The sequence below is a fragment of the Actinomyces haliotis genome, from assembly GCF_015355765.1.
In the GTDB taxonomy this organism is placed as follows: domain Bacteria; phylum Actinomycetota; class Actinomycetes; order Actinomycetales; family Actinomycetaceae; genus Actinomyces; species Actinomyces haliotis.
The window spans coordinates 42,494-62,719 of the sequence record NZ_JACWNA010000015.1 but is presented as its reverse complement, the minus strand read 5'-3'; the positions used below and the strand labels follow the sequence as shown (position 1 = coordinate 62,719).

Sequence of the window (20,226 nt, the reverse complement as noted above, 5' to 3'; positions counted from 1 at the left end):
CCGCATGACGATCGCGAACCTCCGCTCCGCGCTGCCCGACTGGGCCAAGGACCTCTCCCTCAACCTCTCCAGCCTCGCGCGCACCTCGACGCTGACCGAGCAGCAGCAGTGGGGCACCTTCCTCGCCGCCGCCGCCGCGACCCGCAACGAGTCCGTGCTCGTCCAGGTGGCCGAGGACGCCAAGGAGCACCTGTCCGAGGAGGCCCAGGCCGCCGCGCTCGGCGCCGCCTCGATCATGGCGATGAACAACGTCGCCTACCGCGCCCGCCACTTCCTCGGTGGCGACTATGAGAAGGAGCGCATGGGCCTGCGGATGAACATCATCGGCACGTCCGGCGGCGTCGACAAGGTCGACTTCGAGCTCTGGGCCCTCGCGGTGTCCACCATCAACGGCTGCGAGCGCTGCGTCACCGCCCACGACGCGACCGTCCGCGGCGAGGGCCTGTCCACGGAGCAGGTCTGGGAGGCCGTCCGCATCGCGGCGACCGTCCAGGGCGCCGCCCAGGCCATCCAGGTCGTCGAGACGCTCGGCTGAGCCCAGCTCATACACAGCAAGACATCCTCGGCAGAGACCGACGCCTACGGCGCCTGTTCTGCCGAGGATGTCTTGCTCGCGGGAGGAGCACCGCCGGACGCGGCGGCGAGCGCCGGCCCGACCGACCCCAGTACAGCCCCAGCACGACGCTGGCCCGCCACCCCTCGAGGGGCGGCGGGCCAGCGTCGTGCTGCTGCTGGAGCGTGAGACCTCCTGTCAGTGCACGCTGACGGCGTGCGGGTCGTGGACGACGTCGTCGCCCTCGGGCTCCGTGATCTCACCGTTGGCGAGGGCCTCGGCCTCGGAGACGAGCTCGCCGTCGGTCTGCTCCTCGAGCTGCTCAAGGGCGGTCTTGTGCGACAGCGGGACCGACTTGTAGAAGACGCCGACGACCGCGGCGAGGATGAAGGTCGGGACCATGAGCAGGAAGATCGGGCTCAGGGCGTCCGCGTAGGCGGTCGTGATCGCCGTGTGGAGGGCGCCGGGGAGCTGGTTGACCACGGCCGGCGTCAGCGAGGACTCCGAACCACCGGAGGACGCCTTGAAGGCCGCGAGAGCCTTGAGGACCGACGGGTCCTTGCTCGTGGCGAGCGCCGCGATGTTCGAGGTCAGGTTGTCCGTGAGGTTGTTGGAGAAGGCGACGCCGATGAGCGAGGCGCTCAGGGACACCGCGACCTGGCGGAAGAAGTTGTTGCCGCTCGTCGCCGAGCCGATGTTGCGGGCCTCGACGTCGTTCTGGACCAGCGTCATGAGGAGCTGGAAGAACAGGCCGATGCCGGAGCCCAGGATGAGGACGGCGAGGGAGATGTGCCAGACCGGCGTGCTCACGTCGAAGGTGCTCATCCACCACAGGGCCGCGGCGGAGACGAGCGGGCCGACGATCGGGTAGGCGCGGTAGCGACCGGTGCGGGTCACGGCGATGCCGGAGCCGATGCCGGCGACGAGCATGCCGACGGTCATCGGCACCAGGAGCAGACCGGACTTCGTGGCGGAGTAGCCGTAGCTCATCTGCAGGTAGGTGGGCAGGTAGAGGTTCGTGCCGATCATGCCGGCCATGGCGAGCATGCCCTGGAGGGTGGTGAGGACGAAGGTTCGCCCCTTCATGACCTCCCACGGAAGGATCGGCTCGACGGCGCGCATCTCCACGAAGGGCAGGGCGATCCAGGCGAGGGCGCCGATGACGAACATCGCGATGAGGGCCGGAGAGGACCACTCGAGCTGGTTCCCGCCGAAGGTGGCGCCGAGGACGATGAGGACGGCGCCGAGGTTCATGAGGGAGAGGCCGGCCCAGTCGACCTTCGAGTCGAACGTGCGGACGGGCAGCTTGAGGACGGCCCAGACGGCGATCCAGGCGAGGATGCCGAGCGGCAGGTTGACCCAGAAGACCCAGCGCCAGTTGACGGAGTCGGTGAGCCAGCCGCCGAGGATCGGGCCGAGGACGGAGGCGATGCCGAACATGGCGCCCATGGGGGCCATGTAGGTGCCGCGCTCGCGCGGCGGGATGAGGTCACCGGTGATGGCCTGCGAGGAGATCATGAGGCCGCCGCCGCCGAGGCCCTGGAGGGCGCGCCAGGCGATGAGCTGTCCCATGTCGGAGGCGGTGCCGCACAGGGCGGAGCCGATGAGGAAGAGCGCGATAGCGATGAGGAAGAGGCGCTTGCGGCCGATGAGGTCGCCGACCTTGCCGTAGACGGGCATGGCGACGGTGACGGCGAGCGTGTAGGCCGTGATGATCCAGGCCATGTGGCTGGCGCCGCCGAGGTCCCCGACGATCGTGGGCAGCGCCGTGCCGACGATCGTCTGGTCCATGGCGGACAGGAACATGACGACGAGGAGGGAGGCGTAGACGGCCCAGAAGCGGCGGTCGGGGCGGAAGGCCTTGGTCGCGGGCGCCGCGGCCGTGCGCGGGGTGGACAGGGGGGCGGCGTCGGGGCGGGCGTCGTCGACGGCGAGGGCGTGGCGGCCCCGGGCGGCCCGGGTGTCCTGCTTCTCGACGCTGTCGACAGGGCGGTCCGCCGCGTGACGGCCGCGGGGCGCGGAGGCGCCGGGCTGCGTTGCGGTCATGAGGGCTCCTGTGAGGTTCGGGGCGAGATCGTGAGGACCTCGCGAAGGCTGGTGATGGCGACCGGGACGGCGTCGGCGACGGAGGCGGGGGCGGGGGCGGGGGCGGGAGCCGCGGTCGTGCTGCTCGGGGCGGCGCCCTCCGCGGAGTCGCAGTCGTCCCCGGCCCACAGCTCGACGGCCGTCTTCTGGATGAGGTGGGCGAGGCCGGAGGCGGCCCGGACCCGGGGGTCCGAGAGCTCGGTGCCGAGGCGCTGCGCGATGGCGGCACGGACGACCGAGTGGAAGAGACGCACGCGGGGCTGCAGCGCCACGATGATCTCGGGGTTCTCGCGGAAGACGGCGCGCAGACGGCGGAAGTCCTCGGCGTCGTCGCTGTCGCGGGGGTCCGCGGAGGCGATGAGGGCGCCGAGGTCGTCGAGGAGGTCCCCGTCGGAGGCGATGAAGGCCTCGACCGCGTCCGCCTCGGGCGCCAGGGGCCCGTGGACGAACATGTCGATCTTGGTGGGGAAGTAGTTGAAGACGGTGCGCCGGGAGACCCCGGCGTCCGCCGCCACGTCCTCGACCGTCGTCGCGTCGTAGCCGCGCTCGTGGGCGAGCCGGAGGGCGCTGGCCTGGATGGCGTCGCGCGTCCGGCGCGCCCTCGAGGCGCGCAGGCCGCCGGCCGCGCGAGCGGTCGGGGCCGAGACGGTGGTCGTGTTCATGCCGCATATCCTGCACTCAGTGCAGACTTGCACCAAGTGCAGAAATGGTGCTCTTCGGCACACGACGTCACGGAATAGCGGGACCTTCGCCCTGATCAGCGGGATCACGCGGAAGGAGACGCCCAGGACCCTCCTCGCGTGAGGCGCTGCACACGCGCATTTGGGTGTGCGCGAGGGCCCCTCGGGCGGCGCGCGTCAGTCGTCGGGGTCGGCGTCGATGGCGCCCTGCGCGTCGTGGAAGAGCAGGTTCGCGATCTCGACCTGGACCGTCTCCACCTGCGGGACGTCCGTGAGGGTGAGCGGGTCGTCGGCCGAGGTCTGGAGACGCAGGGTGCCGACGCCGAAGAGACGGTCCGTGGCGGAACGGTCCTGCTGGACGTCGCTGATGCGCGAGAGCGGCAGGTCGTGCCCCGTCTTGTTGAGGATGCCGGAGCGGGTGATGACGCGCTTCGTCGTCACCGTGTAGGTGGTCGACACCCACCGCATCCACGGGACGATGAGGAGCGGGATCGACAGGAGGAGCCAGAGGGCCCAGATGGCGACGTAGCCCCACGGGTTCCAGGACTCCGGCGCGTAGACCGTGCCGACGACGGCGAGCACGAGGAGGAGCACCTCGAGCAGGGTGCGGCCGATGAGCACCTTCGGGTGCGTGCGCATGTGGCGGACGACGACCTCGTCCCGGCCGAGCAGCTTCTTGGGCAGTGCCATGCACTCATGGTGCCACGCGACCCGCGGTCGGGCGCGGGCCGCTCCGTGGCGCGACGCTCAGTGGCGGGCCGCTGGGCGGCGGGCCCCAGCGGCTCAGGAGCCCTGACCACTGAGGCACCACCGGCTGCGGGCCCGCGGGCGACGGAACCCAGCGTCCTCGGCAGTCGACGAGCCTCCGCCCGCGGACGTCCGGCGCTCAGTCGATGACGAGGCGCGCGAGCGTGCCGATCGTGGCGACGGGGCGCCCGGGTGCCGACGCCGAGCGCCGGAGGTGGACGCTGCGCAGTCCAGCACCGGTGGCGCCGTCGACGTCGGACCAGGGGTCGTCACCGACCATGACGGTCTCACCGGCGCCGGTGCCGAGGCGCTCGCACGCGAGGGCGAAGATGCGCGGGTCCGGCTTGGAGGCACCGGCCTGCGCGGAGGCGATGAGGGGCCAGTCCCCCACGAGGGCGCCGACGGCGTCGAGCTTGGTCCGCTGGGAGTCCTCGTCGCCGTTGGTCACGTAGGCGACGGCGAGCCGCTCCCCGGCGTCAGCACGGCGGGCGACGGCGTCGCGCAGCCGGGCGATGAAGCCGGCGACGTCCTCGTACGGGACGAGCCGGGCGCGGTAGTGGTCGTAGTACTCGTCGATCCGCGCCTGGGCCCCGGCGTCGTCGAGGTCGGCGCCGCCCGGGACGAAGTCCCGCACCCGGGCGAGGAGCTGGCCGTTGAACGTGAGCTCGCCGTGCTGGTAGCGCAGGAAGTGCTTGCGGTCGAGGCGCTCCCAGAGCTCGGCGGTCTCGGCTGGGGCGAGGCTCCAGCCGGGGAGGGCGGAGGCCCAGGAGAAGACGGCCGCGTCGGCTGCCGTGCGGTGGTCGGACAGGACGCCGTCGATGTCGAGGAGGAGGCCGTGGACGTCGGCGCCGAGGTGGACGGCGCCATCAGAATCGACAGGGAGGACGGCACGGAGCGCTGCTCGACGTCGCCGGTCTCGCGCCGGGCGGCGTCCTCCTCGGCGGGCCGCAGGCCGGCGGGGACGGGGGACTCGGAGCTGCTCACGGCGCCAGTGTGCCCGGGCACGGCTCAGGCCGCGAGAAGGTCGAGGCCGACGCCGGCGATGACGGGGACGATCCCGAGGGCGACGAAGGCCGGCAGGAAGCACAGGCCGAGCGGCACGACGAGGCGCACCGCGAGGCGCTCGGCGGCCTCCTCGTCCCGGGCGGCCCGTCCGGCGCGCAGGGCGCGCGCGGTGCCGGCGAGCAGCGGTCCGGGCGACGCGCCGTCCTCCCACCCGGGGCGCAGGCACTGCTCCAGGCGGACGCGCCGCTCGTGCCATCCGGGGTCCTCGGGCGCCCGCCAGGCCGCGTCCCAGGACGCCCCGAGGAGGAGGGCCCGCCCGACGACGGCGAGAGGCTCCTCGTCGAGGGCTCCTCCGAGGGCCTGGAGCGCTCCGGGCAGCGAGGCGCCGGCGCCGAGGGCGGCGCCGGCCAGGTCGAGGACGAGGGCCTCGTCGACGGCGTCAGCCTCCCCCTCGGCGGCACGGACGAGGCGTGCCGTGAGCAGCTGGCCGAGGGCCATGAGACCGAGCCCGAGCAGGCCGACGGCGCTGCCCCATCCACCATCGAGGAGCACCGCGGCCGGGTGCGCTCCGACCGCCTGGCCGAGGGCGATCCCGAGGAGCGGCAGGCAGGCGAGGAGCCGGGCCGTCGTTCGGGGACCGGACAGGGCGGTGCGGCGCGAGGAGTCGGCGTGACCGGCCTCGGCGACACCGTCGGCGACGGTCTCGAGGATCCCGGCGAGCGGGGCGCCGAGCTCGGCGGTGAGGCGGCAGGCGGCGACGGCGCCGGGTGCGGCGGCCCGAGCGGCACGGGCTCGCCGGGCGACAGCGGGATCCGGCAGCGGCAGGCCGGGCAGGGGTCCGGACCGGTGGCGCGAGACGGGCGGCAGCCACGTCCAGCGCAGGGGACCAGGAGTCCGGGGCCGGCCGGGACCGTCGTCCTCAGAGTCGACCACCGGCGCTCCTGCGGTGCCGACGGCGTGCAGGGCTCGCGCCGCGTCCCACCGCCCCGTGCCGTCGTCGGCTCCGCGGCTGCTACCGACGGACGGCGTCCGCACGACCCGCTGAGGCGCCCAGGACGGCACGGGCGCCTCAGCGAGGTCGCGGAGCGCGGGCGGCACACCGTCCTCACCCGGCTGGGCGCCATCGAGGACGCCCGCGCGCCCGAGCGTCCGTTCCCAGGCTCGCTGCGGCGTGGCCCCGGCGCGCAGAAGCGTGGCGACCTCGGTGAGGACGAGTCCGACCTCGAGGTCGCCGGCGGGCTCCCGGGCGGCGGACCTCAGGCCTCCCTCACTCCTGCTCCCACCCGCGTCGTCGCTCGTCGAGCCCGGGGCGGCGAACCGGCTCTGCCGCGTCGCTGGGCGCTCCCGCCGCGCGGGCAGCAGCAGGACGGCCGTCGCGAGCGCGAGGAGCAGCGCGACGGGCACGGCCGTCACCGCCCAGTCGCCGGTCACGAGGCTCCTCCCAGCGCCGCCTCGACGTCTCCGCCCCCGAGCCGCTCCGCCAGGCGGTGGGCGCCGGGCCCCGGGACGACCCGCCCACCGGCCGTGCGCAGGAGCGCGTCCTCGCAGAGCAGGGCTCCGTCGCGGCCGCTCTCGCGCCGCAGGACTCCGACGGACGAGACGACGCGACGGGTGCGTCGTCGGCCGGGCACGCGCACGAGGTGGACGACGGCGTCGAGGGCGCTGGCGGCCTGGGCGGCGACGGCCCGCTCGTCCATGCCCGCGAGCGCGCCGAGGGCCGTGAGCCGTGCGGGGACGTCGGCCGGGGAGTTCGCGTGGAGGGTGGCCCAGCCGCCCTCGTGCCCGGTGTTGAGCGCCGTGAGGACGTCGCGGACCTCGGGCCCGCGGCACTCCCCCAGGACGATCCGGTCGGGTCGCATGCGCATGGCGGTGCGCACGAGGGCGGTCATGGAAACGGCCCCGACACCCTGGACGTTCTCGCCTCGCTCCTGCAGGTGGATGACGTGGGGGTGGTCGGGGCGGAGCTCGCTGGCCTCCTCGATGCAGACGATCCGCTCGGTGGTGGGGACGAGACCGAGGAGGGCGCTGAGGAGCGTCGTCTTCCCGGTGCCGGTGGCTCCGGTGACGAGGCAGGAGGCCCTGCGGGTGACGAGTGCGGTCAGGACCGTCTCGAGGCCGGGCGCGAGGGTGCCGTCGGCGGCGAGCTCGGCGAGGGTGAAGGCACGGCGGCGCGAGGTGCGCAGGCAGATGAGGGTGCCGTCGGTGGACAAGGGCGGGAGGACGGCGTTGAGGCGGGTGCCGCCGGGGAGGGTGGCGTCGACGACGGGACTGGCGTCGTCGAGGCGCCGGCCGCAGGCAGCAGCCATGCGCACGGCGAGCGCGCGAGCCTCGGGCTCGGCGAGCCCGGCGCCATCGACCCGCTCGAGGCCGGCGCCGCGGTCGATCCAGGTGGCGCCACCCCCGACGAGGACGTCGGTGACGCCGTCAGTGTCGAGGAGGGGCTGGAGGACGGGGCCAGCTCCCTCGACGTCGGCGCGCACGATCCCCTCGAGACGGGCGAGGCCCGTGGTGCCGGTCGTGGCGTCCGCCCCGGTCGCGAGGGCGCCGGTCAGGTCGGCACCCCGCGCCAGCGCGCTGCGGACGCGTTCGAGCTCGCTCACCGTCGAGCCTGGCTGCGGCGTCCCCGCGGCGCCGCCGGCCCGGGGGCCGTCGGAGGATCGGGGGGTGCCGGGCGCCTCTCCCGGGCCGCTGCGCGGCAGCGGCAGAGCGCGGGTGCTCACGACCGGCCCCGGCTCACGCCGTCATCACCAGGGCCACGGCGGGCCGCCGCCTCGTGCTCCCCGGCGAGGAGCGCGGCGAGCGCGCGGGCGCAGCGCCGTGCGCCTCCTCGTCCGCGCGTGGGGTCGTCCCCGCGGCCGGCGTGCTGCGGGACGGAGCGGTCCGTGGGAAGGCGGGCGACGACGTCGGCGCCGGTCATGGTGACGAGGTCCGCGTCATCGACGTCGTGGGAGCCGTCCCGCAGGACGAGGCCGAGACGCTCGGCGCCGGTCCCGGGCAGGGTGAGAGCCTCCGGCTCGCCGTAGCGGCCGGAGAGGGCCTGGGCGGCGACGGCCGAGCGCAGGTCGGCGCCGGTGACGAGAAGGACGCGTGCTCCGGGCGGGGCGTCGGCGCCACGGGGCAGGTCGACGAGGACGAGGTCGTGGTCCTCGGCGAGGGCCGTGAGCGCGGGCCCCGCCTGCTCCGGCCGCCGCGGCCCGCCGCGCTCGTCACCCGTGAGGACCGGTATCCCGATCCAGGTGGGCAGGGCGGCGACGAGGAGATCGGCCCGGAAGGCGGTCTCGTCCACGGGGAGGTCCGCCCAGCGGAGGCCGGGCCGGGTCACGTCCCCGAGGAGCAGCCCGAGGCTGCCGGCGGGGTCGAGGTCGAGGACGGCGACGCGGCGTCCGAGTGCCGCGCTGGCACGGGCGAGGTGGAGGAGCAGGGCGCTCACGCCGAGCCCGCCGACGGCGCCCGTGAGCGCGACGACCTGCGCCGCAGGCCGCGTGCCCGTCGGCGGGTGGTCGGCGGGCCCAGGGGGTGCGTCGGTCAGGGGCGCCTGGGCGTGGCGAACGCTGGGGCGGATGGTGGTGAGCACGGGGTCTCCTGGGGCAGCTGGTCGGGGACGCCGTCGAGACTGCCCGGTGGGGCACGGCCCGTGCGGCGACGTCGTCGGGGGCTGTGGGCGACCTCGGCAGGGCGGCACCCTGGGGAGCCGCGCCCCGTGGCTGAGCTCGCACGCCCCCCTGCCGACGGGGCGAGGTGGTCGATACCATTCCCCTGTCACGGACGCCGCACCGGCGGGGCGTCCGCAGCCCGAGCAGAGGAGAGGCCACCGATGACCCACGCCGCCACGCCCGGCGCCACGGCCCCCGCCGATCCGCTGTCCGCCGCCACCGGAGCAGCCGAGTCCTCAGACGCCACCGCTCCCCGCCCGCGCACCGCCGCCTACCTCGACCTCGACAAGACGGTCCTCGCCACCTCGACGACCTTCGCCCTCGGCACCCCGATGCACTGCTCGGGCCTCATCTCCACGACCGCCCTCGCACGCGGCGTCGTCGCCCAGCTCCCCTACCTCCTCCTCGGCGCGGACGAGGACCACACCAGCCGACTCATGGACCAGCTCGCCGCGCTCAACGCCGGCGTCGAGCGCTCCCGTCTGCAGGAGGTCGTCTCCGACGCCATGGCCACCGCCATCGAGCCCGCCGTCTACGCCGAGGCGCTCGACCTCGTCGAGGCGCACCACCGCGCCGGACACGACGTCGTCATCGTCTCCGCCTCAATCATCGAGGTGGTCGAGCCGATCGCGACGCTCATCGGAGCGGACCGCGCCGTCGCCACCCGCCTCGAGACCGACGCGGAGGGCCGCTTCACGGGCCGTGTCGAGCGCTCCCTCCTCCACGGCGCCAAGGTGGAGGCCCTCGAGGCGGACACCGCCGAGCACGGGATCGACCTGGCGCGCTCCTGGGCCTACTCGGACTCCATCTCGGACCGTCCCATGCTCGAGGCCGTCGGTCACCCCGTCGCCGTCAACCCGGACCGCGAGCTGCGGCGCCTCGCCGAGCAGCTGGACTGGCCCGTGCGGGACTTCGAGCGGCCGGTCAACCTGCGCCGTCCGCTCCAGCCGACGATCCCGCGTCCGAACCTCGCTCCCGTGCGCGCGATCCCCTCGGCGGTCCTCCCGCTGCGGTGGGAGCTCGTGGTCAACACGGGGGTGCTCACGGGCGTCGCCGCGCTCACGGCCACCGCGGTCGCGGCGGGTCGGCGCTGAGCGCCTGGGCGGCAGAGCGCGGCCGCGGCCGGCTCCGAGCCGTCCACCGGGTTTCGGACCACCTGCCTGATTCTGGACCGGCCCAGCCAGTGGCTCCGACGGTCCAGACTCAGTGAGGTGGTCCAGACACAGTGAGGTGGTCCAGCCCCGGGCGCGTGATCCGGACCCGGGCGCGGCCTCCTCAGGCGAGCGTCGTGCCCGCCTGGACGCTGCGGCAGATCGCCTGGGCCTCCTGGATCCCCACGAGCACCGCCTCGGCCTGCCACACGACCCAGGCGACGACGCCGTCGAGCGTGCCGCTGGCGTAGGCCGCGAGCGCGTCCGCGTAGGCGACCGGCACCCGCCCGGCGTACTGGTCGACGACGGCGACGCCCGTCGGCTCGAGCCCGTCGCGGGTGATGAGGTGGCGCACGAGGAGACGCCCGACGGCGGCGTTGCCCGCGGTGAAGGGGCGCGCGCAGACCATCTCGGCGTGGACGACGGCGGCGCGCACGAGCGCCGGCGCGCCCGGGGCGTCGATGAGCCGCAGGAGCCCGTCGAGGCGGGCGGCGAGTGCCTCCCCGACCGGCGCCTCACCCGGCCCGCCCTCCACGGGGGTGCGCTCCCCGCGGCGCGGTGCGGCGACGTCGTCGAGGGGGATCGTGCCGACGACGGCGAGCGGTCCGGCGACGTCGCGGTGCAGGGCGGTGAGGAGCGTGCGGGGACTCGGCTGGGCGGGGCGGCCCTCACCCCGCAGGTCGGGCATCCAGCCGGTGAGGCGCACGCCCGCGCGCCACAGCCCGGCGACGGCGTCGAGCGAGGGGTCGCCGGTGGAGGCCTCGGTGAGCGAGCGGGAGGCGATGGCGTCGCGCAGGACGGCGGTCGGAAGGACGGCGCCCTCGACGCCGCCGGAGGCGATGGCCCCGCGGACCGCGGACTCGGCGCGGGCCTCGCGCCACCGGCGCCGCAGGGCCTCGTTCCAGCGCAGCTCGGCGGAGGCCTCGCGGAGCGCCTCCTCGGCGTGGGCGACGCGCTGGTCGGCGGCGATGGCCCGCAGGGCGTCGGCGGCGGGGTCACCGACCGTGCCTCCCCGGGCGCCACCGCCCTCCCCCGGACGGATGCGGGGCGTGACGGTGCCGGGAGCGCCCGCTGCGCCCGTCCCCGTCCCGGCGTGCACCCGCCGGCCGTCCCGGCCCGGGCCCCCGACGGGCAGCGTCCCGCCGGGCCCGGATCCGATGCTCACTGCCATCCTCGTCACGGTCCCACCCTAGAGCCCGCCCGGCCCTCGCCCGGGCGGGGGGCGGTCGTCCCAGGTCAGCGTCGGTCCCGCGAGCACACCGGCGCGCCGCGCCCGCTCGGCCCAGCCACTAGGCTTTCCGCCGTGAGTGAGCAGTCCCCCACCAGTGCGACCGAGCCGAACGAGACCTCCGGGCGGGGCCGACAGAGCCGCCCGACCCGTTCCCTGCGCCGCCGCACGTCCGGCCCGACCACGCCGGGCGGGGGCGTGCCCGTCGCCCCACGCGGCCGCCGTCGGGACCACCTCACCGTCGCGGGCGTGGGCGTCGTCCTCGCCCCCGCGCTTTTCGTGCTCGCCGGTGTCGCCGCACGCATGAGCGTGGCCGGGCGACTGCCGCTGGCCGTCTTCCACGCCGCCCTCGTGCTCGTCGTGGCGGCCGCGGCCCAGGCCCTCTTCGCGCGGCGCTCCTCGCTGGGCGGCCTCGTCGCGGGCCTCGTCGCCCTCCTCGCCCAGGGCGTCATCATCCTGGCCGCCCACGGCGGTCACGGCGCTCTTTTCGAGTGGGCGCGGCTCCTCGTCCCGACCGGCCTCGTCCTCATCGCCTCGGCGCTCCTGACGGGCGGCTCGTGGGGGATGCGCATGGCACGCCGGGCCGGACGGACCGAGGCCAGGACCGCCGCGCGCCTCGGCGAGTCGGACCGTGAGATCGGCTCGACGCCGACGGCTCCCCCCTCGCGCCGGCACGACCACGTCGCCAGCCTCGTCATCGTCGCGGTCCTCGTGGTGCTCGCCCTCGTCCTCATCCAGGACGGTTACGCCGAGCTCGTCAGGCCCGACGGCGCGGCGGCGGCGGGAGCGATCCCGGCGGTCGTCGCCTGGGTCCTCCTGCTCCTCGCAGCGGCCTCCTCGGGACGCTCGACCCTGGGCGTGCGCACCGTCGGCCCGATCCTCGTGGTCGCGGGCCTACCCGCCTTCCTCCACGGCGCGCTCCCCGGGACGCCCCTGGCGGGGCTCCTCGGCGACCTCCTCCCGCAGGACCCGGCGGGCATCAGCCTCGTCGCGACCGGCCTGCTGCTGTCGGCGCTCGGCTGGGGCTCGCACCTCGCCCGACGCCAGGGCCGCACCTCCGAGCAGAGGCTCCTGCACGAGGCGCCCACGGTCTGAGCGCGGCACGCCTCCGCGCCGCAGGGGCCCCCTCCCACTACGGTTGTCGTGGAGAAGGAGGCCCCGTGACCACTGAGAACACCCCGCAGCCGGACGACACCCGGTTCCCTGAGCCCACCCAGGGTGAGTCCCTCGAGATGCCTGAGCCGACCCCCGTCGTCGCCGACGACGGCGAGGTCGTGGCCGTGCACGACGACCCTGTCGCCGCCGCCGAGCAGGACCCGGAGGTCGTCACCGGCGCCTCGGACGGCTCCGCGCTCACGGGCGAGGCCGACGACGCCGCCTCTCACCGCGGCGCCCCCGCGGATGAGGGCCCCTCCGAGGCCGTCGCGGCATCCGCGTCCGGCGGCACCGGCTCGAGCCGCTACACCGACGAGCAGCTCGCCGAGCTCGCCGGGCTCAGCCAGCGCGTCGAGGACGAGGACGCCCCCGCGAGCGGAGCCGCCCATGAGGACCCGATCATCGAGGAGGACGTCGTCGCGGACCTCGCGGCCGACGAGGACCTCGACGTCGAGTCCCTGCGCGAGCCCAGCGAGTCGGAGCGCTCCTGGGACTACACCAACGGCCCGCTCGAGCAGGTCGGCCCGGTCCAGCCCACGGCCAGCGCCCGCACCGAGGGGCACGACGTCCTCGAGCAGGACGGCACCGGGGGCGATGACGTCCCCACAGCGGCCCTCACGCCGACGGCCCTGCGCCGACGCTCCCTGTTCAGCACGGAGGACGAGACCGACGCCGAGGCGACGACCGCCCTCCCGGCCGAGCGCGTCGACGACGGCGCCCCGACCTCCGCGATGCCCGCGGCCGCCCCGCAGGCCGTCGAGGCGACGTCGACCTACCCCGCCCAGGGCGGCGAGCAGGGCGCGCCGACGACCACGATCGCGCCGGGCTCCGGCGCGGCCGGCGCCGTCGCCGTCGGGACCGCCGCGGCCACCGGCGCCGAGGCCTCTGCCAGGACCGCCCGCGGCGAGCGCACCGACGACGACGTCATCCTCGACGGCTCGAGCGTCGTCGGGAAGCCGGCCTCGCGCGCCGGCGCCCACTGGGCCGGCATCCTCCTGTCCATCGTGCTGCTCCCGGCCGCGTGGTTCCTCGTCCACCACGGCCAGGCGCTCCTTGCCGGGTCCGTCAAGGCCTTCCGCTTCGGCCTCGACACCCGAGGCGCCGTGGAGCTCGGGATCGGTGCCCTCGTCCTCGCCATCGCGCTGTGGACGGCCCGCCGCTCCTCCGTCGGCTCCTTCATCATGGGTGTCATCACGCTCGCTCTCGGCGTCGTCGGCCTCGCGGTCCCGGACTGGGCCAACCGGACCGTGGCCCCGTTCCTGTCGGACCTCGCGAACCACTCGAGCCTCGGCTCGGATCTGGCGACCTACTTCTGGACCGACGCCGCCACGGGGCGCTTCGCCGTCATCGGCCTCGCGCTCATCCTCGTCGGCGTCATCTCGCACTCGTCCCGGCGCGCCGGCCGCCGCGAGCAGGAGGTCATCGACCGCGTCCGCCGCGCCTGAGGCCCGCGCAGAGCGCCCCCGCACGCACCGACCCACGCCCGCCCTCCCCCACCGGGGACGGCGGGCGCCCTCGCCGGGACGGGGCTGGCGAGCCTCGTCGGGGACCGGATCAGCCTGCTCGGCTTCGTCCTCACGGCCCTGTTCGTCGTCCTCGCCATCGAGAACTGGCGCAGCCACCCCGACGTCGCCGTCCTCGCCATCGGGCTCGTCGCCGGCGCCGTCGGACTGGCGGTGGGCGGCTCCGCCGCGCTGCTGAGCGCCCTCGGCGTCCTCGCGCTCGGCCTCATCGGTCTGGACACGTGGCGCCGCGGGCACGAGAGGACGGCCGCCTGATGCTCACGAACAGCCAGATCGCCGTCGCGGTCGTCGTCGTCGCGATCATCACCTTCTCCTGCAGGATCGCGCCCTTCGTGCTCATGCGCGGCCGCGAGCAGAGCCCCCTCATCGCCTTCCTGGCGCGCACTTTGCCCCTCGGCGTCATGATCGTGCTCGTCGCCTACACCCTCGACGACGTCACGACGGCCCCGGCCACGTGGGTGCCGACGCTCGCCGGGATCGCGTCGACGGCGGGGCTGCACCTGTGGCGGCGCTCGATCGGCCTGTCCCTCGTGGGCGGGACCGCGGTGTACGTCGCCGCGAGCCTCCTCCTGGCGTAGGAGGGTGACCGCACCGAGCCTCGCTAGGGTGTTCCGGTGCCCGTCATCGTGAACCGCCCCGGCCCCTGGACCCACCGCGACGTCACCGCCGGTGGCACGCGCTTCCACGTCGCTCTCGCAGGGCCCGAGTCGCTGCTCGGCGAAGAGGTCGCCGCGAACGAGGGCTCGCCCGACCGCACGCCGCCGCTCGTCGTCCTCCTGCACGGCTTCCCCGAGTGCTGGTGGTCCTGGCACGAGGTCCTGCCCGTCCTCGGGGACGCCGGCTACCGGACCGCGGCCGTCGACCTGCGAGGCTTCGGCGGCTCCGACCGTCCGCCCACCGGCTACGACCTCGTCACCCTGGCGGACGACGTCGCCGCCGTCGTCCGCTCGCTCGGCCACGAGCGGGCGCTCGTCGTCGGCGGGGGCATCGGCGGGCAGGTCGCCTGGACGATGGCCGGCACGCACGCCGAGATGCTCAACGGCATCGTGCCGGTGGGGGCCCCGCACCCGCTGGCCGTCCGCTCCCTGCGGGGGCGCGCCCTGTCCGGAGCGGCCTTCCAGTACCTCGGCTTCAAGGCGCCGGTCGTGGCCGAGCGGCGACTGCGCTCGAGCGCGAGCGTCGACCGCATCCTCCGCTCCTGGGCGGGACCGCGGACCAAGGACCTCGCGGCGGAGCCCGCCGGCTACTACGCCTCCCTCATGGCCCGGCCCGGAGCCGCGCACTCCGCGCTGGAGACGATGCGTCGTTCAATGCTCTCGCGCACGGAGATCGCGGCCCTCGATCGCCGCGTGGTGGTGCCCGTCATGGCGATCCAGGGCGAGCTCGACCCGGTGCAGCCGGCGCAGGCCTACGCCCGCGACACGCACCACGTGGCAGGGCCGCTGGCGCAGGTGACGGTGCAGGGCGTCGGGCACTTCCCGCAGCTCGAGGCGCCCGAGCGCTTCATCGACGCCCTCCTGCCCTTCCTCGCCCAGAACTCCTGGGGAGCCGTCGCGCTCAGACTCCGACCTGCGGGCACAGCCCGGCTGCGAGCAGCGGGCACTCCTCGCAGCGCGGCGAGCGTGCGTGGCAGACAGCGCGACCGTGCTCGATGAGTCGGTGGCAGCCGTCGGTCCAGCGCTCGGGGTCCCAGAGCGCGGCGATGTCGCGCTCGGCCTTGAGAGGGTCCTTCTGCTCGGTCCAGCCGAGGCGTCGCGCGAGGCGCCCGACGTGCGTGTCCACGGTGATCGCCGGGACACCGAAGGCGTTGCCGAGCACGACGTTGGCTGTCTTGCGCCCGACGCCGGGCAGCCCGGTGAGCTCCTCGCGGCTGCTCGGGACGACGCCGTCAAAGCGCGTCGTGAGCTCCGCGCCGAGGCCGAGGAGCCGCTCGGCCCGGGTTCGCTGCATGCCGAGCGGCTTGAGCACGGCCTCGAGCTCAGCGCGGTCGGCCCCTGCGAGGGCGGCGGCGTCCGGGTAGCGCTCGAAGAGGGCCGGCGTGACCGTGTTGACGCGGACGTCGGTCGTCTGCGCGGACAGGACCGTGGCGACCAGGAGCTGGAAGGGGCCGTCGTGGTCGAGGGCGCAGTGGGCGTCCGGGTAGAGGAGTCGGAGCTCGTCGTCGACGGCCGCGGCTCGGGCCACGAGCGCGGGGTCAGGTGCGGACGAGGTTCCGACGGCGGTGCCGCTCTGGGCGGAGTCCTGGCAGCGTCGTGGCACGGGTCCTCCGAGAGCGTGATCGAGCGCGCAGCCGTTTGACCTGGCGCACTCCGAGACTACAATGCTCGACGGCGTGCCACAGGTCACAGACCGTGGCAGGATAGACCTGTGGGTCGTCTCCGGGCACCGGAGAGACCCCGACGACGACCACCAGGAGGATACTTCGTGGAAGACAGCATCATCTCCAGGATCCCGCTCTTCGAGGGGATGAGCCCGGAGGAGCAGGAGGAGCTCCGCTCCATGATGACGCAGACGACCCTGCGTCGCGGCGAGACCCTCTTCAACGAGGGGGACTCGGGTGACCGCCTCTACATCCTCCTGTCCGGCAAGGTGAAGCTCGGCCACGCCTCCCCGGACGGCCGCGAGAACCTCCTCGCAGTCCTCGGCCCCGGCGAGATCGTCGGTGAGCTCACCCTGTTCGACCCGGGCCCGCGCTCCACCACCGCGACCGCCGTCGCGCCCACCGAGATGCTCACGCTCGAGCACAACCAGCTCATGAGCTTCATCGAGACGCACCCGGCTCTCGCCAAGGACATGCTGCGCGCCCTCGCCCAGCGTCTGCGCCGCACGAACACGGCCCTCGCGGACCTCGTCTTCTCCGACGTCCCCGGCCGTGTCGCGAAGGCCCTGCTGGACCTCGCGGACCGCTTCGGCTCGACGACGGAGGACGGCGTCCACGTGCCGCACGACCTCACCCAGGAGGAGCTCGCCCAGCTCGTCGGCGCCTCCCGCGAGACCGTCAACAAGTCGCTCGCCGAGTTCGTCTCCCGCGGCTGGATCCGCCTCGAGGGCCGCGCCGTCACGCTCCTCGACGTCGACCGCCTGCGCCGCCGCGCCCGCTGAGAAGAGCGCCTCAACCAGGACGCGGAAGGGGCGGGGTGGTCACCGATCGGGGACCACCCCGCCCCTTCGTCGTGCCCTCAGCGACCGGACTCGATGCCGGCGGCGTCGGGGAGGGCGTCAGTCGTTCTTCGGTCGCTTCATGTAGGCGACGAGGTTGTCCGAGCCGGTCGGTCCGGGGACGACCTGGACGAGCTCCCAGCCGTCAGCGCCCCACTGGTCGAGGATCTGCTTCGTCGCGTGGGTGAGCAGGGGCAGCGTGGCGTATTCCCAAGTAGTCATGCCCCGAAGCCTACGGCGGACGCCGCAGGCGGTGTAGCTCTGGGTGGAGCGGACGCCGCAGGCGGTGTAGCTCTGGGTGGAGCGGACGCCGCAGGCGGTGTAGCTCTGGGTGGAGCGGACGGCGGAGCTGGTGCAGCCCTGGGTGGAGCGGACGGCGGAGCTGGTGCAGCCCTGGGTGGAGCGGACGCCGCAGGCGGCGCGGCTCCGTCTCAGCGGCTCAGCGGACGCGGGCGAGGATCCGCGGAGCCCGGTGGGCGTGGATCTCCGCGACGAGATCGTCGTCCTCGCGCTGGAGCCAGGCACCCCAGTCCTCGACCTCAGGGAAGCGACGCAGGAGGGCGCGGCGCTCGCGCTCGGTGAGCCCACCCCACACACCGAAGGAGGACTCCGAGTCGAGGGCCTCGGCGAGGCACTCCATGCGCACGGGGCACGCGAAGCACAACGAACGCGCGTCGCGCTGCTCGGCACCCTTGCCGAAGAGCTGGTCCGGCTCGACGTTCGCACAGGCTGCTCGGACGGCCCAGGACTGATCGATCGTCGTCATTGCTACTTCCCCCCATATCACACCGGGTGACGGCGCTGTCACCCGCGTCACACCCTGAAGGTATTCCCAACCTCGCCGGTTGACCAAATCCACACCACGACCCACCCGCGTTCTGGCGTGTCGGCAGAGTCGCGTGGTGTATGGCAGGGCTCTTCATCAGGGCCCCCGCCCTCGCCTCGGGTCACCACGGACTCATCGACCGGCCTCGCCCCCCTCGGCGCGTCGTCGGCGACTCACAGGCCCACGAGGCGCGGCTCCTAGCCGATTTCCAGGTCCGCCATGCCGTGCCCCACAGCGCTCGGGCGTGAGCGGCACGTACCCTGACCCCATGTCGAACGCCTCCTCCCGTGACCGGTCGCTCTCCCCAGCGCAGGTCATCGCGATGCTGCTCGTCTTCCTCCTGCTCTCGGGGGTCGGCGGCATCCTCACTGCGGGCTTCGCCGCGCCGCTCGTCGGCGGTGCCGCCGCGGTCACCAACGCCTCGCAGAAGCTCTTCGACGAGCTGCCGAGTGACTTCAACGTCCTCGAGCCGAGCCAGGTCTCCGTCATCAAGGCCTCCGACGGCACGGAGCTCGCGCAGTTCTACGCGGAGAACCGCATCGTCGTGAAGCTGGCGGACATGTCGCCCAACATCCAGAACGCGATCGTCGCGGTCGAGGACCGGCGCTTCTACGAGCACAAGGGCGTCGACCCCGCGGGCATCGTCCGCGCGCTCGTCTCCAACGCGAACTCCGGGGAGACCCAGGGCGCCTCGACCCTCACCCAGCAGTACGTCCGCAACGTCCTCGTCGAGTCCGCCCTCCAGAAGGGCGACAAGGCGGGCATCGCCGCGGCGAAGGAGCCGACCGTCTCCCGCAAGCTCCGCGAGATCAAGTACGCGCTCACCCTGGAGCAGAAGTACTCCAAGCAGCAGATCCTCGAGGGCTACCTCAACATCGCGGCGTTCGGCCCCTCGACCTACGGCGTCGAGGCCAGCGCCCAGCACTACTTCTCGAAGTCCGCCAAGGACCTCACCGTCACCGAGGCCGCGCTGCTGGCCGGCCTCACCAACGCGCCTGGCGCCTACGACCCCGTCACGTACCCGGACAAGGCGAAGTCCCGCATGGACTGGGTCCTCAAGAAGATGTACGAGGAGCAGTTCATCACCAAGCAGCAGTACGAGGACGGCCTCAACACCCAGATCGCGGACATGCTGCACGTCAAGGACGCCGTCGGCGGCTGCGGCACGGCAGGATCCGCCGCGTACTTCTGCCAGTACGTGGTCGGCGAGATCGAGTCCTCCTCGATCTACGGCAAGACACAGGCCGAGCGCGAGCAGGTCCTCCTGCGCGGTGGGCTGACCATCACGACGACCCTCGACCCGGCCAAGCAGAAGGCGGCCGACGACGCCGTCCAGGCCTACGTCCCGACGAACGACCCGTCCAACGTCAAGGCGGCGCTCGTGTCCGTCGAACCGGGGACCGGCAAGGTGCTCGCGATGTCCCAGAACACGAACTACGGGGACGCCTCGGCGAACGACGCGAATGCCACGCAGATCTCCTACGCGGCGGACTCCGCGCACGGCGGACTCGACTCCAACGGCTTCCAGCCGGGCTCGGCCTTCAAGACCTTCGTGCTCGCGCAGTGGTACCAGCTCGGGAAGTCGGGCTACGCCTCGATGAACACGAGCCCGACCACCTTCGCCCGCTCAGCGTGGACCATCCCCTGCCACCCCGAGATGGCCGACTCCTGGAAGGTGAGCAACGCGAACCCCTCCGAGGGCGGCACGCACAACGTCATCCAGAACACCTCGATGTCCATCAACGTCGGCTACGCGCGCATGCTGACCGAGATGAACGTCTGCGACGTCTCCCAGCTCGCCGCCGACATGGGGGTCACCAAGGCCGACGGCTCCAACCTCGACCCGCGCCCCTCCATCATCCTGGGCGCCCAGGAGGTGACCCCGCTGGCCATGGCCAACGCCTACGCCACCTTCGCCGCGCACGGCACCTACTGCAAGCCGATCGCCATCACGGCCATCAAGGACGCCGACGGCAAGGACCTCAAGGTCCCGGAGGCCGGCTGCCACTCCGTTATGGACTCGACCGCCGCCGACAAGGTGGCCCTCACACTGACCAACGTCCTCGGCAAGTCCGGTACGGCGCCCGCGGCGACCCTTGACAACCGCCCGGCCGCCGGAAAGACGGGCACCACGGACAAGATGGACAACGCCTGGTTCGTGGGCTTCACCCCGCAGCTCGCCGCGGCCGTGTGGATGGGTCACTCCGACGGCTACTACGGCATGCAGGGCCAGTACATCGGCGGCCGCTACTACGAGACGATGTACGGCTCGGACGCGCCGGCACCCCTGTGGAAGACCTACATGGACGCCGCCCTCGCCGGTCAGCCCGTCCAGGACTTCAACCAGGTGGACCTCGGCGCCTCGACGGCGTCGGACTCCGGCACCGCCACCGACGGCGCGACCACCGGTGCGACCGCCCAGAGCACGGACGGGCTCACCCAGGGCAACGGCAAGCACTGA

19 protein-coding genes are annotated in these 20,226 nt (G+C 73.9%); 8 read left to right on the top strand and 11 right to left on the bottom strand.

Annotated elements, in window-relative coordinates; genetic code table 11:
- The first annotated feature begins 4 nt into the window (after positions 1-4).
- Positions 5-535 carry a carboxymuconolactone decarboxylase family protein gene (locus IXW69_RS07850; protein ID WP_194785786.1) on the top strand — a complete coding sequence of 177 codons (531 nt, stop codon included), beginning with the start codon at positions 5-7 and terminating at the stop codon, positions 533-535.
- Between the two features lie 216 nt (positions 536-751).
- Here IXW69_RS07850 and IXW69_RS07845 read toward each other — a convergent pair whose 3' ends face one another.
- From IXW69_RS07845 to IXW69_RS07815, 7 genes are all read right to left on the bottom strand, one after another.
- Complete coding sequence (locus IXW69_RS07845; protein ID WP_407646553.1) at positions 752-2,359, bottom strand: MDR family MFS transporter; 1,608 nt, start codon at positions 2,357-2,359, stop codon at positions 752-754.
- Positions 2,360-2,595: 236 nt separating this feature from the next.
- Positions 2,596-3,300: a TetR/AcrR family transcriptional regulator gene (locus tag IXW69_RS07840; RefSeq protein WP_194785784.1), complete on the bottom strand. Its 705-nt coding sequence runs from the start codon at positions 3,298-3,300 to the stop codon at positions 2,596-2,598.
- A gap of 195 nt (positions 3,301-3,495) precedes the next feature.
- A complete protein-coding gene (locus IXW69_RS07835) occupies positions 3,496-4,008 on the bottom strand; it encodes a PH domain-containing protein (RefSeq protein ID WP_194785783.1) in 513 nt (170 codons plus the stop codon).
- A 196-nt stretch (positions 4,009-4,204) separates the two neighbouring features.
- A complete protein-coding gene (locus tag IXW69_RS07830; protein WP_194785782.1) occupies positions 4,205-5,152 on the bottom strand; it encodes an HAD family hydrolase in 948 nt (315 codons plus the stop codon).
- Complete coding sequence (locus IXW69_RS11675) at positions 5,074-6,501, bottom strand: hypothetical protein (RefSeq protein WP_323745237.1); 1,428 nt, start codon at positions 6,499-6,501, stop codon at positions 5,074-5,076. Before IXW69_RS11675 ends, IXW69_RS07830 begins: the two co-directional genes overlap by 79 nt.
- Positions 6,498-7,670, bottom strand: a complete 1,173-nt coding sequence (locus tag IXW69_RS07820; RefSeq protein ID WP_194785781.1) for a TadA family conjugal transfer-associated ATPase — start codon at positions 7,668-7,670, stop codon at positions 6,498-6,500. Before IXW69_RS07820 ends, IXW69_RS11675 begins: the two co-directional genes overlap by 4 nt.
- A gap of 116 nt (positions 7,671-7,786) precedes the next feature.
- The gene (locus IXW69_RS07815) at positions 7,787-8,644 is read right to left on the bottom strand and encodes a cellulose synthase operon protein YhjQ/BcsQ (protein WP_323745236.1); all 858 of its coding nucleotides are present in this window, start codon (positions 8,642-8,644) and stop codon (positions 7,787-7,789) included.
- Between the two features lie 240 nt (positions 8,645-8,884).
- Between IXW69_RS07815 and IXW69_RS07810 the strand changes: the two genes are divergently transcribed.
- Positions 8,885-9,817 carry an HAD family hydrolase gene (locus tag IXW69_RS07810; RefSeq protein ID WP_194785779.1) on the top strand — a complete coding sequence of 311 codons (933 nt, stop codon included), beginning with the start codon at positions 8,885-8,887 and terminating at the stop codon, positions 9,815-9,817.
- Between the two features lie 181 nt (positions 9,818-9,998).
- Here IXW69_RS07810 and IXW69_RS07805 read toward each other — a convergent pair whose 3' ends face one another.
- Positions 9,999-11,045, bottom strand: a complete 1,047-nt coding sequence (locus tag IXW69_RS07805; protein ID WP_407646552.1) for a Fic family protein — start codon at positions 11,043-11,045, stop codon at positions 9,999-10,001.
- A 132-nt stretch (positions 11,046-11,177) separates the two neighbouring features.
- Here IXW69_RS07805 and IXW69_RS07800 point away from each other — a divergent pair, with 132 nt between their 5' ends.
- From IXW69_RS07800 to IXW69_RS07780, 4 genes are all read left to right on the top strand, one after another.
- Positions 11,178-12,197: a hypothetical protein gene (locus tag IXW69_RS07800; RefSeq protein ID WP_194785778.1), complete on the top strand. Its 1,020-nt coding sequence runs from the start codon at positions 11,178-11,180 to the stop codon at positions 12,195-12,197.
- Between the two features lie 65 nt (positions 12,198-12,262).
- Positions 12,263-13,702, top strand: a complete 1,440-nt coding sequence (locus IXW69_RS07795) for a hypothetical protein (protein ID WP_194785777.1) — start codon at positions 12,263-12,265, stop codon at positions 13,700-13,702.
- A 332-nt stretch (positions 13,703-14,034) separates the two neighbouring features.
- Positions 14,035-14,358 carry a branched-chain amino acid transporter permease gene (locus tag IXW69_RS07785; protein WP_194785776.1) on the top strand — a complete coding sequence of 108 codons (324 nt, stop codon included), beginning with the start codon at positions 14,035-14,037 and terminating at the stop codon, positions 14,356-14,358.
- A 36-nt stretch (positions 14,359-14,394) separates the two neighbouring features.
- Positions 14,395-15,435 carry an alpha/beta fold hydrolase gene (locus tag IXW69_RS07780; protein WP_194785775.1) on the top strand — a complete coding sequence of 347 codons (1,041 nt, stop codon included), beginning with the start codon at positions 14,395-14,397 and terminating at the stop codon, positions 15,433-15,435.
- Here the strand turns inward: IXW69_RS07780 and nth are convergent.
- Complete coding sequence (nth, locus tag IXW69_RS07775; protein WP_323745240.1) at positions 15,338-15,964, bottom strand: endonuclease III; 627 nt, start codon at positions 15,962-15,964, stop codon at positions 15,338-15,340. The genes IXW69_RS07780 and nth overlap by 98 nt on opposite strands.
- Positions 15,965-16,204: 240 nt before the next feature.
- On the opposite strand from nth, the gene IXW69_RS07770 reads away from it, so the two are divergent.
- Entirely contained in the window at positions 16,205-16,882 is a 678-nt protein-coding gene (locus tag IXW69_RS07770; RefSeq protein ID WP_323745235.1) for a Crp/Fnr family transcriptional regulator, read from the top strand.
- 117 nt (positions 16,883-16,999) lie between these two features.
- Here the strand turns inward: IXW69_RS07770 and IXW69_RS07765 are convergent, their stop codons facing one another.
- Both IXW69_RS07765 and IXW69_RS07760 read right to left on the bottom strand, forming a co-directional pair.
- The gene (locus tag IXW69_RS07765; RefSeq protein ID WP_084355383.1) at positions 17,000-17,161 is read right to left on the bottom strand and encodes a DUF4177 domain-containing protein; all 162 of its coding nucleotides are present in this window, start codon (positions 17,159-17,161) and stop codon (positions 17,000-17,002) included.
- A 217-nt stretch (positions 17,162-17,378) separates the two neighbouring features.
- A complete protein-coding gene (locus IXW69_RS07760; protein WP_194785773.1) occupies positions 17,379-17,705 on the bottom strand; it encodes a WhiB family transcriptional regulator in 327 nt (108 codons plus the stop codon).
- A gap of 328 nt (positions 17,706-18,033) precedes the next feature.
- Here IXW69_RS07760 and IXW69_RS07755 point away from each other — a divergent pair, with 328 nt between their 5' ends.
- Positions 18,034-20,226: a transglycosylase domain-containing protein gene (locus IXW69_RS07755; protein WP_194785772.1), complete on the top strand. Its 2,193-nt coding sequence runs from the start codon at positions 18,034-18,036 to the stop codon at positions 20,224-20,226.

Coding starts and splice junctions, on each gene's coding strand:
- IXW69_RS07805 (WP_407646552.1), bottom strand. CDS start 11,045: ATGGCAGTGAGCATCGGATCCGGGCCCGGCGGGACGCTGCCCGTCGGG.
- IXW69_RS07760 (WP_194785773.1), bottom strand. CDS start 17,705: ATGACGACGATCGATCAGTCCTGGGCCGTCCGAGCAGCCTGTGCGAAC.
- IXW69_RS07765 (WP_084355383.1), bottom strand. CDS start 17,161: ATGACTACTTGGGAATACGCCACGCTGCCCCTGCTCACCCACGCGACG.
- IXW69_RS07755 (WP_194785772.1), top strand. CDS start 18,034: ATGTCGAACGCCTCCTCCCGTGACCGGTCGCTCTCCCCAGCGCAGGTC.
- IXW69_RS07845 (WP_407646553.1), bottom strand. CDS start 2,359: ATGTTCCTGTCCGCCATGGACCAGACGATCGTCGGCACGGCGCTGCCC.
- IXW69_RS07840 (WP_194785784.1), bottom strand. CDS start 3,300: ATGAACACGACCACCGTCTCGGCCCCGACCGCTCGCGCGGCCGGCGGC.
- IXW69_RS07810 (WP_194785779.1), top strand. CDS start 8,885: ATGACCCACGCCGCCACGCCCGGCGCCACGGCCCCCGCCGATCCGCTG.
- IXW69_RS07850 (WP_194785786.1), top strand. CDS start 5: ATGACGATCGCGAACCTCCGCTCCGCGCTGCCCGACTGGGCCAAGGAC.
- IXW69_RS07785 (WP_194785776.1), top strand. CDS start 14,035: ATGCTCACGAACAGCCAGATCGCCGTCGCGGTCGTCGTCGTCGCGATC.
- IXW69_RS07835 (WP_194785783.1), bottom strand. CDS start 4,008: ATGGCACTGCCCAAGAAGCTGCTCGGCCGGGACGAGGTCGTCGTCCGC.